The following is a 13,084-nucleotide window of genomic DNA, read 5'->3' on the forward strand; positions in this document are numbered from 1 at the left end:
GGGGATGGGTTTGATTCCACGCCGAACGTTTTCCATGGCCACCCTGGCCGCGCTGGCCTGCACACCGCCGGTGCGCGCCGCCACGCCCGAGCTGCGCGTGCTCACCCACAGCTCCTTCAACCTGCCCAAGCCGCTGCTGGGCGAATTTGAGCGCGTGGCCGGCGTGCGCCTGCAACTCATCAAGGGCGGCGATGCGGGCGAGATGCTCAACAAGCTCATCCTCACCCGCGCCAAGCCGATTGCCGATGTGGTGTTTGGCATCGACAACGCCTTGTGGCACAAGGCCCATGCCGCGAATGTGCTCGACCCCTACGACGGCCCGGCTGCGCGCCGGCCTTCGGTGGCCGAGGTGGGCGCGGGCGTGGTGCCCGTCACCTACGGCTTCGTCAACCTCAATGCCGACAAGGCTTGGCTGGCGCGCGAAAAACGCAGCGCCCCCACCAACCTGTTGGACCTGACCCGCCCCGAGTGGGCTGGCAAGCTGGTGGTGCCCAACCCCGCCACATCCAGCCCCGGCTTGGCGTTTTTGCTGGCCACGGTGGGTGGCATGGGCGAAGAAGCGGCTTTCGCTTGGTGGGCGCAAATGCGCGCCAATGGCCTCAAGGTGGTCAAAGGCTGGAGCGAGGCCTACTACACCGAGTTCAGCCGCAACGGTGGCAGCCGCCCGTTGGTGGTGAGCTACGCCAGCAGCCCGGCGGCCGAGGTGTTCTTCAGCAAAGAAAAAACCACCGAGCCACCCACGCTCAACCTGCTGCTCAAGGGTGGGGTGTTCCGCCAGGTGGAGGGCGTGGCCCTGGTGCGCGGGGGCGGGCAACGCGCCGCCGCCGGCCAGTTCATCGAGTTTCTGCGGAGCCCGGCCGTGCAGCAGATGCTGCAGACCGAGATGTGGATGCTGCCGGCCGACAAGGGCGCAGCACCCGTGGCGGCGTTGGCCGTTGTGCCCACCCCAACGGTGGTGGACAACCCATTTGCAGAAACGCTGGCCGCGAACAGCGGGCAATGGGTCACGCGCTGGACGCGCACCGTCCTCAAGTGAAAGCCACCCCGGCACGCTGGCTCTGGCTGTTGCCAGCCACCTTTCTGGTGGGCTTGCTGCTGGCCCCGCTGGCGCGTTTGTTGATTGAAGGCGGCGCCACTGCTTGGGTCGACTGGGCCTGGTGGCAAGACGACCACCTGCGCTGGCGCATGGGCTGGTCGGTGCTGCAAGCCACCGCCACTTGCGCGTTGGTGCTGGTGCTGGGCCTACCCGTGGCGTGGGTGTTGGCGCGGGTGGAGTTTGCTGGCCGGCGCTGGGTGTTGCGCGTGCTGATGCTGCCCTTTGTGGTGCCCACCCTGGTGGCGGCCATGGGCGTGCTGGCCCTGCTGGGGCCACGCGGCTGGGCCGGGCAGATGGGCGTGGACTTGGAAGAGACCCCCTGGCTGCTGCTCTACGGCAACCTGTTCTTCAACCTGTGTGTGCTGGTGCGCACAGCGGTGGAAGCGCTGGAGCGCGTGAGCGCCCAGCGCCTGGCGGCGGCACGCACCCTGGGTGCCACGCCCTGGCGCGCTTTCTGGCGCATCGAGTGGCCCGCCATCGTGCCTGCCGTGGGCGCCGCCCTGTGCCTGGTGTTCCTGTACTGCTTCGCCGGTTTTGGCCTGGCCCTGGTGCTTGGCGGCCAGCGCTACGCCACGGTGGAGGTGGAGATCTACACCCTGGTGGCTCACGAGCTGCAACTGGCGCAGGCCGGCACGCTGGCACTGTGGACGCTGGGTGGCATGTCGGCCGTGGCGCTGGTGTACGTGACCGTGTCGCGCCACCTGGCCGCGCCCGAACGCGCCGACCGCGTGCCGCGCCTGCCCCTGCGCGGTGCCACCTTGCACGCGGCCGTGGCCGGCGCCCTGGGCCTGCTGGCCGTGGTGTGTGGTGCGCCACTGCTGGCCCTGTGGGCCAAGGCGGGTGCGGCCGGGTGGGGCGCTTGGGCTGTGTGGGCCGAGCCCGAAACCCTGGCCGCCCTCGGCAATACCCTGCGCTTCAGCGGTGCGGCCCTGGTGCTGGCCACCACGCTGGGCCTGTTGCATGCCTTCACGCTGCGCCATGCCCTGTGGTGGCGCGGCGCGGTGTATGTGCCGTTGGTGGTGTCGCCCGTCACGGTGGCCTTTGGTCTGTTGCTGCTCTACCCACAATGGACGGCCAGCCTGGCGCTGCTGGTGGCCGCCTACGCGCTGCTGGCCTACCCCTTCGTGGCGCAGGCCCTCATCGGCGCGCTCGACCAACAACCTGCCCACCTGCAACAGGCTGCACGTTCGCTGGGCGCCACGCCCGCGCGCGCCTGGTGGCGCGTTACCCTGCCGCTGGTGGCGCCCGCGCTGCGCCGGGGCATGGCCTTTGCGGCCGCCACCATGCTGGGCGAATTTGCGGTGTCGCTGTTCCTCTCCAGGCCCGAGTGGACCACCCTCACCACCCTCATCTACCAGCGCCTGGGCCGCCCCGGTGCGGCCAACCTCGACGCCGCCCTGGTGCTGGCCTGCGGCCTCATGGCGCTGGCGCTGCTGGTGTTTGTCTGCCTCGAACAGCGCGAAGACCCCCATGCTTGAACTCGACCACATCACCCAGCACTACGATGGCCGCCCCCTGGTCCAGGATGTGAGCCTGCGCGTGGCACCCGGCCAAACCGTGGCCTTGCTGGGCGCCTCCGGCAGCGGCAAAAGCACCTTGCTCAAAATCGTGGCCGGCCTGCAAACACCCGAGGCTGGCCGGGTGTTGTGGGCCGGGCAAGACCTCGCCAGCGTGCCACCCGAACGGCGCGGCTTCGCCCTCATGTTCCAAGACTTCGCGCTGTTTCCCCACCTCGACGTGCGCGACAACGTCGCCTTCGGCCTCATCGAACAGCGGCAACCCAAGGCCCAGGCCCGCGCCGACGCCGAGGCCCTGCTGCAGCGCTTCGGCCTGGCCGCACAAGCCCGGCAAAAGGTGTGGACGCTTTCGGGCGGTGAACAACAGCGCGTGGCCCTGGCCCGCGCCATCATCACCCGCCCCCGCGCCTTGCTGCTGGACGAACCCTTCAGCGCGCTCGACGCCGATTTGCGGCAGCAGTTGCGTGACGAGTTTTCCAAGCGCATTGCCGAGAGCGGCATGGCCTGCCTGCTGGTGACACACGACGAGGCCGAGGCGCGTGCCATGGCGCAGCAGGCATGGCGGTTGCAGAACGGCCGGTTGGTACCACTTTGGTAGCGCTGCACGCGTCGTTTTCGCAGGCACGGCAGGGCGTTCACTCGGTAGGGGTGCGCTGTGAGCCAGGTGCCACCAAGGCGCGGCGCGGAATGGGCGTTGAAAACACGATCGATGTCCGCGTCTCCCCGTAACTGTTGATGGACGAGAGGAACCGCTCCAAATCCTCCAGGCTGCGAGCGACCACCGTCACCACGTAGGAATCTGCTCCCGCCACGTGATGGCACTCCAGCACTTCAGGCGCGCGGCGCAGCTTGTCAATGAACGCTTTTTTGCCCGGCTGTTGCACCGTGACACCCACGATGGCGCGCACCGGATAGCCGACCAAGGCAGGCGCCAGTTCAGCGGTCACTGAACGCACAACACCCGCGTCTTTCAAGCGTTTCAGCCGCTCAACGGTGGCGGGCACAGAAAGCCCTGCTGCCATCGCCAGGGTTTTGAGGGGTGCGCGACCATCGACCTGCAAAGCCATCAACAGGGCCCAGGCTTTTGTGTCCAGTTCAAAGGTGGTTTCTGTCATATGCCAAGATTGCCTGAAAAAACATCGGTAAAGCTGATTTACGCCTGATTTTCAGGCTGTACGGAATATCGGGACTTGTCGAGAATCTGCTCATGACCACGGATTTCTCTTTTCCTTTGACGGCACTCTTTGTCCAGTCTCTGTTGATCGGCTTGTCCATCGCTGCACCTGTTGGGCAGATTGGTGTGCTGGCGATTCAGCGCACGCTGGACCACGGCCGCGCCGCCGGTTTGGCCACGGGTTTGGGGGCGGCCTTTGCAGACGCGGTGTACGGTGCCATCGGCGCGTTTGGTGTCACGGGTCTGATCTCGTGGCTCTTGGGCTTGAAGTTGTGGCTGGGCTTGTTCGGCGGCGGCTTCCTGCTCTGGCTCGCATGGGGCATTGCCAAAAAGCCACCGGTGCGGGGCAGCAAAACGCATCAGCCACCAGGCAGCTTGTTGCGATATGTGTCGGGCACCTTCCTGCTGACACTGTCGAACCCCACGACCATCCTCGCGTTTGTGGCAGTGTTCGGCGCGCTGGCAGGGGGCGCGCCTGTTGTGTCCCCCTGGGCGATGGTGGTGGGCGTGCTGCTGGGCTCGGCGCTGTGGTGGCTGATGCTGTCGACCGCAGTGGCGTGGCTGCGTGATCGGTTTGACGAGCGTTGGCAGCGTGTGGTCAACCTCAGCTCGGCCGCGCTGCTGGCAACCCTGGGCCTTTGGCAGCTCAGCCAACTGCTTTTCTGAGACTTGAGGCTGGCAAGCTTGCCTGAGATATTTTCGTTGTCGCCATGACCAACGAGACAAAGTTGTTGTGTTGAGGACTTTTTCTCACCGACTTGCGGGATACAACTGACAGTGGAATCGTGAGCTTGAAATCGTCAACCGGCAAGGCACACAGACGCCCGTCCTGAAGCTCTTGCGCAATACACGGCCTGGGAAGGCAGCCGAGTCCCAGATTGGCTTCGACAGCGCTGCGCAGAATGTTCAGGCTGTCGCTTTCAAGGACCACGTCGATGCTCGGAACGTGGTCCATCAGTTCCAAAGTGAACTGCCGGCGCGTGTCGCTGAAGCGGTGTTGAAGGCACCACGGTTGCCCGACAAGCTCGGCCGCCTTGAGTCGTTTCGACTTGGCGAGCGGATGTGCGGGCGAACTGAACACCACCAGGGACTCCTTGCCCCACTTGAGCATTTCCAGCGTGGGGCGCACGGTTATGAACTCGATCAGGCCCACGTCCAGAGCCATTTCATCAACGCGATTGATGACCTCAAGTGCGGGCAACACAGCAATGCTCAACTGGACGTCGGGGTTGGACTGCATGAAACGCGTGCAGATGTCGTTGAGCAGGTAGCCCCCCACCGTGGGGCTTGCGCCCAGGCGCAGTTGCTTGTGGTGCGTGGTGGCGTTGAGGGTGGTGATGATTTCGTTGGCCTCTACCAGCAACGATCGCGCCATGGGTTGCAACACCTTGCCACGCTCACTCAGAACCAGTCGCTTGCCCACACGCACGAACAAATCGGCCCCAAGGATGTGCTCCAGTTGCTGAAGCGACATGCTGGCGGCGGGTTGCGTCATGGCCAGTTCGTCGGCGGCATCACTCACGCTGCCGAGCCGGGCGATGGCGTCAAACACGGTGAGTTGCTTCAATGAAAACATAAGAATGACTGATGAAGAAAATAAAAATAATCAGTTGGACATATTAAACACCGGTGCCTACGATGCGGCCCGTCGATTAACCAAATGGAGACAAGCTGTGTTGAATTTCGGATTGGCAGGCGCTGGCCTGCGTAAGCTGCGTGTGTCTTTGGTGGCGGGCGTCGCGGCCTTGCTCACCGCCGTCTCAGCCCAGGCGGATACCTTCCCATCGCGCAACGTCACCCTGGTTGTGCCCACACCGCCAGCGGGGCCGCTGGATTTCTTTGCGCGCAACCTTGCGCCGGAGTTGAGCAAGCGGTGGAACGTGCCGGTGGTGGTGGAGAACAAACCGGGGGCAGGCACCGCATTGGGCACTCAGATCGTTGCGCGCGCACGGCCGGACGGGCACACACTGCTGGTGGCCAACATCGCCATCTCGGCGCACGGAGCATTGAGCAAGGCGCCGATGTTCGACGTCGAGCGTGACTTGCAGCCTCTGACGATGATTGCCAACACACCGTACTTCCTGATTGGCGCGCAAAAAATGCCTGCCAGCCTGGAAGAACTGGTGGCTCAGGGCAAGGCCAATCCGGACCGACTGAATTTCGCCATCATCCCCAACAGCCAGCAGCACCTGGACACCGCGCGACTGCTGTCCACGCTGGGCATCCGTGCCACGCTGGTGCCTTACAGCGGCACAGCACCGATCACCCGTGCGTTGCTGGCCGGTGAGGTGGATGCGTTCCTGGGCACGTTGGCGGGCATGCAGCCGCATTTCGAAACCGGCCGCTTGCGCCCGCTGGCGGTGACCAGCAACAGTCCCTGGCCCACGCTGCCCAATGTGCCCACGCTGACCGCCAAGGGTTTCGACCTCAAGCTCGAACCCTGGTACGCCATGTTCGGCCCGGCAGGGTTGCCTGCGCCCGTTTTGGCCAAACTGCGGGCCGATCTGGTAGCGGTGATGAAAACACCCGCGTTTGAGGCCAAGGTGCGCGACGGCGGCTACCTGCCCTTCACGTCGAGCGACGCGGAACTCGGCCAGATTGCAAGCGCCAACTTGAAGCTTTCACGCGAGCTGGTGCGCGCCCACAACATCCAACCCGAGTGAGTGTGATGAGCGACATGGGCTTCACCCACATCCGCCTGGAAAAACGGGACGGGGTGGCGCACCTGATCCTGGCGCGGCCGGACAAACTCAACGCGTTGGGCTTTGGTCCCGAATCCAATCGCAGCGAGATCGTCCGCGCGCTGGCGCAGGCCGACGCCGATCCGGACGTGGGGGCCATTCTGATCAGCGCCGAAGGCCGGGCCTTTTGTGCTGGCGGCGATTTGTCGGGGCTTCCGCGCATGGATGCCGCCGTTCAGGACGAGCGGCTGATTGCGATGGTGGACGGTTTCCATTTGTCCGTGCGCCAGACCGCGAAGCCCGTGATCGCTGCGGTGCATGGCGCCTGTCTCGGGGCCGGTTTGGGTTTCATCGCCCAATGCGACTTCGTGCTGGCCGCCGATGATGCTCGATTCGGATTGCCTGAGGGGCGCTTTGGGCACCCCGGTGGTCCGGAGCTGGTGCCCCTCGTTGGCCAGGCTTGGGCCAAGTTTCTGATTCTGACGGGCGAGCCCATCGGCGCCCAACGCGCGGCAGAAATAGGACTCGCCTTGCTGGTCCTGGAGCGCGAGTGCCTGCTGCCCGGCGCCCTTGAACTGGCGCAGCGGATCGCACGCATGCCGCGCGATGCCGTGCGGCTGAACAAGGCGGCCATTGATCGCGCGGGCGAAGCCGGTGGCCGTGCCGCTGCACGTGTGGCGGGGCGCGCCGGAGACCTCATCACCAAGACACGAAGCCATCTGGCCAAGGCGCCGGATGGCCGCCTGTTTGACGACATCCTGAAGGCCGAGGGGCCGCAAGGTCTGAAACAAGCGCAGACGCAGCAATACACCGAGTCCTGGCTGGAGCACTATGTCGACCTCCCCCACTGAAACCAACAACCCCGGCCTGGCGCCCGCTGCACTAGCCGGCCTGCGCATTCTGGACATGACCAACGTGGTCATGGGGCCGTATGCCACGCAAATCCTCGCCGATTACGGCGCTGATGTCATCAAGATCGAATCGCCGCAAGGCGACACCACGCGGCAGATTCCGCCCATGCGCAACCCGGACATGGGCTGTCTGTTCTTGCACTTGAACCGCAACAAGCGCAGTGTTGTGCTCGACCTGAAGCAGCCGGAATGTGTCAGTGCGTTTGTTGAGCTCGCGGTCCAGTCCGACGTGGTCATCTGCAATGTGCGCCCCTCCGCCTTGGCCCGCCTGGGCATCACCTACGAGGCGCTGGTCGAGCGCAACCCGCGGCTGATCTGGATCAGCCTGGTGGGTTTTGGCAGCGACGGCCCCTACGGTGGCCGGCCCGCTTACGAGGATTTGATGCAGGGCCTGACCGGCATGCCCGCCATGCTGGTGCAGGCGGGCTCGGAGCAGCCCCATTACGTGCCGCTCTCGTTCAACGACCGGGTTGTGGGCCTGCACGCCGCGATCGCGCTGCTGGCGGCGGTGCAATGGCGCGAGCGCAGCGGCCTGGGGCAATTTGTCGAGGTTCCGATGTTCGAGACCATGACGCAGTTCACCGTTGGCGACCACATGGGCGGTGCCACCTTTGAGCCGCCCGCTGGCCCGATGGGGTACCAGCGCACGCTCACCAAAGAGCGCCGCCCGTACTCCACACAAGATGGGTTCATCTGCCTAGTGGTCTACACCGACAAGCACTGGCGCTCATTCTTCGAAGCGGTCGGTCAGGCCGATCGTTTCGACAACGACTCTCGGGTGCAGAACTTGCGCAGCCGGACCACGCATGCCAACGTGCTGTACGCGGAACTGGCCGAGATCATGCGCACGCGCACCACCGCTGAGTGGTTGCGCCTCATGAGCCAGGCCGACATTCCCGCAGCCCCCATGCACACCCTGGATTCGGTGGTGCAAGACCCGCACCTGCAGGCGGTCGGCATGTTTGACGTCAGCGAACACCCGACCGAAGGCGCGGTGCGACAGCTCCGCCCGCCCAGCCGCTGGAGCAAGTCCCCACCGAGCGTGCGCAGCCATGCCCCCAACCTCGGCGAACACACGGTCGAGGTGCTGCAGGAGGCGGGGCTGCCCGATACACAGATCGCCCGCATCGTCCAGGGCGACGCAAAACGCATGGCCCTGGCTGACTGACGCATACCGGTGGCAGCGCCGCACTCACACCAACCCTCAGAAATCCAACCGGATGAGCACACACATTGAAATTCCCGTTCTGATCGCCGGCGGCGGCCCCGTGGGCCTGGCATTGGGCGTCGACCTGAACCACCAGCGCACGCCCTGTCTTGTGGTTGAGCAGGACACCGGCACCGCGCTGATTCCGCAAGCCAAGGCCGGCACGCACAACGAGCGCAGCATGGAGTTCTGCCGGCGCTGGGGGCTGATCGATCAGATCGCAGCGGCCTATCCGGACGACGAGGCCCGCGACACGGTGTACTGCACCGCGCTCGACGGTCACTACATCGGACGCAGCAAAGTGCCATCCGCCCGCGAGCGCGGCGTGCCGCCGGTCAGTCCCGAAATGATGCGGCGCTGCGCGCAGAACCAGTTCGACCCGATCCTGGCCAAGGCGCTCCAGTCGAGCGACTACGCCACGCTGCGCTACGGTTTGAAGTTTGAATCCTTCGTACAGGATGCAACGGGCGTGACCTCCCAGTTGCGCGATCTGGCCTCGGGCGACGTGGTGCAGGTGCGCTCGCAGTACCTGGTGGGCTGCGACGGTGCGGGCAGTCCGATCCGCAAGGCCTTGGGCATTCCATTTGATCTCATCAAGCAGATGGACTTCTCGCTCAGTGCCATGCTGCGCATCGACAACCTGGGGCAGTACCACCCATTCGGCAACCTGGAACGCTTCATGTTCATCGGGCCCGAGGGGACCTGGGCGAACATGACCTCGGTCGATGGCCGTGGCCTGTGGCGCTTCACCATCGTGGGCGCCGAGTCCGCGCTGGACGCGTCGAGCTTTGACATCACCCCGGTCATCCGGCGCGCTTTCGGGCAACTCGATATTCCCTACACGGTCGAGCGCATGGTGCCCTGGCGCCGTGCACAGACCTTGGCGCGCACCTACGGCCAGGGACGGGTGTGGCTGGCGGGTGATTCGCTCCACACCACATCACCCACTGGAGGCCACGGTTTGAACACCGGCATTGGCGACGCCACCGACCTGAGCTGGATGCTTGCTGCGCGCGTGGCCGGCTGGGGGGGCGACGGCCTGTTGCCCGCCTACACGCTGGAGCGCCGGCCCGTGGCACTGCGCAATCTTGGCAGTGCCACGCAGAACTACAGCGCCTGGGTCGGGCGTGGCATGGACCACGTGACCGAAGACGGCCCGGTGGGCGGAGCGGCGCGGCGCAACATTGGCGACAACCTGGTGGTTGCTTTGCATCAGGAGTGGTCTTCGCAAGGCATTGCGCTGGGTTACCGTTACGACGAATCGCCACTCATCGTGCCCGATGGCACACCCCCCACCACCGACCACCCCAGCTTCTACGTGCCCACGGCACGTCCCGGCCATCGCGCGCCTCACGCGTGGTTGTCAGACGGGCGTTCGATCATCGATCTGTTCGGGCGCGAATTTGTGCTTTTGAGTTTCGGTGCCGATGCCCGACTGACCGCACCGCTTCTGAACCAAGCCTGCGCTTGCGGTGTGCCCCTGCGTCTGGAACGCATTGAGCAACCGGAGATCGCGGCGCTGTACCAGCGCAAGCTGGTGCTGGTGCGTCCCGATGGGCATGTGGCGTGGCGTGCCGACAACTTGCCCGATGATGTCGGGGCGCTGCTCGACACCGTGCGTGGCGCAACCGTCACAACGCCCGCATCCGCCGCTGCGGTTCGCCAGACGGCGGCCGTTTGAACCTTGATTCCTTGGATACTCTGATCACCATGAGCAACACATTTCCCGCCGTTGTCATTGAAGAAACTGACGGCAAAGCAAGCACCGTCTTAAAGCAACTCACGCTGGCCGACCTGCCGGCACACGACACGCTGGTCGAGATCCAGTATTCCGGCCTCAACTACAAGGACGGCCTGGCCTTGAGCGGCAACCGCAACAAGGTGGCGCGGAGCCTGCCCATGGTGGGCGGCATCGACCTGGTGGGCACGGTCGTGGAAACCAGCTCGTCGCAGTGGAAAGCGGGTGATCAGGTCCTGGTCAACGGCTTCGGGTTGTCTGAGCAACACTGGGGCGGTTTCTCCCGTTTTCAGCGTGTCAAGTCCGAGTGGCTGGTGCCGCTGCCCGCCGCTTTCACGCCGCTGCAGGCCATGGCAATCGGTACGGCTGGCTACACCGCAGCGTTGTGTGTGGACGCCCTGGAGCGCTGGGGCCATGCACAGCCCGGGCGTGGCAAGGTGCTGGTGACCGGCGCCGCAGGCGGCGTGGGCTCCGTGGCGGTGGCACTGCTGGCCAAGGCCGGCTACCTGGTCACCGCCTCCACAGGCCGCGTGGACACGCATGAATACCTGAAGGCGCTGGGCGCCACCGAGTGCATTGACCGCGCCAGCTTGCAAGGGCCAGTGCGCCCCCTGCAGCGCGAGACTTGGGCCGGTGCGGTCGATTCCGTTGGCAGCGTGACGTTGGCCAATGTGCTGGCGCAAATGGAGTACGGCGCAGCCGTCGCCGCGTGTGGCTTGGCCGGCGGCATGGACCTGCCGGGCACGGTGTTGCCGCACATTCTGCGCAGCGTGGCGCTGCTCGGTGTCGACTCCGTCATGGCGCCCATGCCCAAGCGCCTGGCCGCCTGGGAGCGACTCGCGCGCGATTTGCCCGCTGACAAGCTGGCCTCCATGACGACGGTCGCGCCCATGTCCGAGTTGCCCAAGTGGGCGGAAGCCATTCTGGCCGGCCAGGTGCGCGGTCGCGTGGTGGTGGACGTGAGCCGTTGAGGTTCTGACGCAAGCCATGTGCAGTTCTTGGTGCAGGCGGACGCCAACTGGGCTGTTGCACCAAGCATTGGGCCGTGTTTGTGTTTGACCAACTGGCGAGACACGGCGTCGCCCTCAAGGCAGAATGGCACCGCACCCACTCGGTGTTACGCACAACAGAGAGGACTCACATGGGCTGGTTTTCCAAGAGCGACAAAGACTTTTTCCTGTCCACCACCACACCCGAAGGCATCACGCGCGGCCAGTACCTGGGCGTGGTCAATGGTGAGGCGGTGATTGGCGCCAACATCTTCCGCGACATGTTCGCGTCGGTGCGCGACGTGGTGGGCGGGCGGGCCGGGGGCTACGAGCGGGCGCTCTCGGGCGCGCGCGATGCGGCCGTTGAAGGCCTGATCGAAGCCGCCAAGGAGTTGGGCGCCAACGGCGTGATCGGCATCGACTTCGACTACGAGGTGCTGGGCGAGACCAACGGCATGATGATGGTGGCCGTGAGTGGCACGGCGGTGAAGCTCTGATGACCCGCGCCCTGCTCGTCATCGACGTCCAGCAAGGCTTGTGCGAAGGCGAGGGCGCGGCGTGGGACTGTGCCAACGTCATCGCCCGCATCAACCGCGTGGCCGCGCACGCGCGTGCCAGCGGGGTGCCGGTGGTGTTCATCCAGCACGAAGGGCAAGGCGGCTACCTGGCGCACGGCAGCCGCGCATGGCAGCTGGCCGATGGCCTGTTGGCCGAGCCCGATGACCTGCGCGTGCGCAAGACCACGCCCGACAGTTTTTTGCGCACCGATTTGCAGGCGCTGTTGTCGGCCCGTGGCGTGAGCGAGCTCATCGTGTGTGGCATGCACAGCGAGTTCTGTGTGGACACGACCACGCGCCGCGCGTTGGCGCTGGGCTACCCCGTCACGCTGGTGGCCGACGCCCACACCTCGGCCGGCAACGTGGCGCTGACGCCGCAGCAGGTGATTGCGCACCACAACGCGACGTTGACCAACATCGCCAGCTTTGGCCCGCGCGTGCGGGCGATCAACTGCGACGACCTACTGGCCAACTGGGTTCTGGTCGCCTAAGGTATCCCAGCCGGGGATGCCGCCGATCTGGCTCTGCCAGTCGGCTGGCATCGCCCCCTGGGGGGTGACGCCGAAGGCGGCGCGGGGGGCGCTTGATTCAGCGCTGCACCCACACCAGCCGCGCCGCCAGCCCCACAAACACCACGGCTGCCGCGCGGTTGAGTACGCGCTGAGCGCTGGGCGAGCGGCGCAGCCAGCCGCCAATCAGTGCGGCAAACCAGGCGAAGCCACCAAACACCAGCAGCGTGGCCAGCACAAACAGTGCGCCGAGTTGCACCACCTGTTGTGTCACCGCGCCGGCCTCGGGTTGGACGAACTGGGGCAGGAAGGCGAGGAAGAAGATGCCGACCTTGGGGTTGGTGAGGTTCATGACCACACCGCGTGTGTACATGCGCCAACCGCTGCCGGCCGTGGCTTCGGCACTCAAGGCGCTGACCGGTGCATGCCACGCGCCCCACGCCAGGTAAATGAGGTAGGCCGCGCCCGCCAGTTTGAGCACGGTGAAGGCGATGGGCGAGGCCGCCAGCACGGCGGCCAGGCCCAGGGCCACGGCTGCGGTGTGGCCCAGCAGGCCGGTGCACAGGCCCAGTGTCACCAGCCAGCCGGCGCGCCGCCCGTGGGTGGCGGATTGCATGAGCACAAACACGTTGTCGGGGCCTGGGCTCAGGCCCAGCAGCACCGAGACGCCGAAGAAGGCCAGGGCGGTGTCCAGCGTCAGCATGT

General features: G+C 65.6%; 14 protein-coding genes. 11 read left to right on the top strand and 3 right to left on the bottom strand.

Features of this window, described 5'->3' with window-relative positions; genetic code table 11:
- Window positions 1-34: 34 nt before the first annotated feature.
- From ACFQPB_RS06295 to ACFQPB_RS06305, 3 genes are read left to right on the top strand one after another with little or no spacing between them, the layout of a single operon-like run.
- Entirely contained in the window at window positions 35-1,036 is a 1,002-nt protein-coding gene (locus ACFQPB_RS06295; RefSeq protein ID WP_382220766.1) for a thiamine ABC transporter substrate-binding protein, read from the top strand.
- Window positions 1,033-2,574, top strand: coding sequence for an ABC transporter permease (locus tag ACFQPB_RS06300; RefSeq protein WP_382220769.1), 1,542 nt, complete (start codon window positions 1,033-1,035; stop codon window positions 2,572-2,574). Before ACFQPB_RS06295 ends, ACFQPB_RS06300 begins: the two co-directional genes overlap by 4 nt.
- Window positions 2,567-3,211: an ABC transporter ATP-binding protein gene (locus tag ACFQPB_RS06305; RefSeq protein WP_382220772.1), complete on the top strand. Its 645-nt coding sequence runs from the start codon at window positions 2,567-2,569 to the stop codon at window positions 3,209-3,211. The genes ACFQPB_RS06300 and ACFQPB_RS06305 overlap by 8 nt, the downstream gene beginning before the upstream one ends.
- Window positions 3,212-3,248: 37 nt before the next feature.
- Here the strand turns inward: ACFQPB_RS06305 and ACFQPB_RS06310 are convergent, their stop codons facing one another.
- Complete coding sequence (locus tag ACFQPB_RS06310) at window positions 3,249-3,728, bottom strand: Lrp/AsnC family transcriptional regulator (protein ID WP_382220774.1); 480 nt, start codon at window positions 3,726-3,728, stop codon at window positions 3,249-3,251.
- 92 nt (window positions 3,729-3,820) lie between these two features.
- Here ACFQPB_RS06310 and ACFQPB_RS06315 point away from each other — a divergent pair, with 92 nt between their 5' ends.
- The gene (locus ACFQPB_RS06315; RefSeq protein WP_382220777.1) at window positions 3,821-4,453 is read left to right on the top strand and encodes a LysE/ArgO family amino acid transporter; all 633 of its coding nucleotides are present in this window, start codon (window positions 3,821-3,823) and stop codon (window positions 4,451-4,453) included.
- On the opposite strand, the gene ACFQPB_RS06320 is transcribed toward ACFQPB_RS06315, so the two are convergent.
- Window positions 4,434-5,339, bottom strand: a complete 906-nt coding sequence (locus ACFQPB_RS06320) for a LysR family transcriptional regulator (protein ID WP_382220780.1) — start codon at window positions 5,337-5,339, stop codon at window positions 4,434-4,436. The two genes, ACFQPB_RS06315 and ACFQPB_RS06320, sit on opposite strands and share 20 nt — an antisense overlap.
- Between ACFQPB_RS06320 and ACFQPB_RS06325 the strand changes: the two genes are divergently transcribed.
- The 7 genes from ACFQPB_RS06325 (at window position 5,281) to ACFQPB_RS06355 (ending at window position 12,361) form a co-directional block, all read left to right on the top strand.
- Window positions 5,281-6,450: a Bug family tripartite tricarboxylate transporter substrate binding protein gene (locus ACFQPB_RS06325; RefSeq protein WP_382220783.1), complete on the top strand. Its 1,170-nt coding sequence runs from the start codon at window positions 5,281-5,283 to the stop codon at window positions 6,448-6,450. The genes ACFQPB_RS06320 and ACFQPB_RS06325 overlap by 59 nt on opposite strands.
- A 14-nt stretch (window positions 6,451-6,464) precedes the next feature.
- A complete protein-coding gene (locus ACFQPB_RS06330; RefSeq protein WP_382220786.1) occupies window positions 6,465-7,319 on the top strand; it encodes an enoyl-CoA hydratase/isomerase family protein in 855 nt (284 codons plus the stop codon).
- A complete protein-coding gene (locus ACFQPB_RS06335; RefSeq protein ID WP_382220789.1) occupies window positions 7,300-8,547 on the top strand; it encodes a CaiB/BaiF CoA transferase family protein in 1,248 nt (415 codons plus the stop codon). Before ACFQPB_RS06330 ends, ACFQPB_RS06335 begins: the two co-directional genes overlap by 20 nt.
- A 52-nt stretch (window positions 8,548-8,599) precedes the next feature.
- Window positions 8,600-10,267, top strand: coding sequence for an FAD-dependent monooxygenase (locus ACFQPB_RS06340; RefSeq protein WP_382220792.1), 1,668 nt, complete (start codon window positions 8,600-8,602; stop codon window positions 10,265-10,267).
- Window positions 10,268-10,296: 29 nt separating this feature from the next.
- Window positions 10,297-11,295 carry an MDR family oxidoreductase gene (locus ACFQPB_RS06345; protein WP_382220795.1) on the top strand — a complete coding sequence of 333 codons (999 nt, stop codon included), beginning with the start codon at window positions 10,297-10,299 and terminating at the stop codon, window positions 11,293-11,295.
- Window positions 11,296-11,465: 170 nt separating this feature from the next.
- Complete coding sequence (locus tag ACFQPB_RS06350; RefSeq protein WP_382198724.1) at window positions 11,466-11,810, top strand: heavy metal-binding domain-containing protein; 345 nt, start codon at window positions 11,466-11,468, stop codon at window positions 11,808-11,810.
- Window positions 11,810-12,361, top strand: a complete 552-nt coding sequence (locus ACFQPB_RS06355; protein WP_382220798.1) for a cysteine hydrolase family protein — start codon at window positions 11,810-11,812, stop codon at window positions 12,359-12,361. The genes ACFQPB_RS06350 and ACFQPB_RS06355 overlap by 1 nt, the downstream gene beginning before the upstream one ends.
- Before the next feature lie 97 nt (window positions 12,362-12,458).
- Here ACFQPB_RS06355 and ACFQPB_RS06360 read toward each other — a convergent pair whose 3' ends face one another.
- Complete coding sequence (locus tag ACFQPB_RS06360) at window positions 12,459-13,082, bottom strand: LysE family translocator (RefSeq protein WP_382220800.1); 624 nt, start codon at window positions 13,080-13,082, stop codon at window positions 12,459-12,461.
- Window positions 13,083-13,084: the final 2 nt, after the last annotated feature.

Origin of the sequence: Hydrogenophaga atypica (assembly GCF_042665215.1) — a bacterium.
GTDB lineage: Bacteria > Pseudomonadota > Gammaproteobacteria > Burkholderiales > Burkholderiaceae_C > Hydrogenophaga > Hydrogenophaga defluvii_A.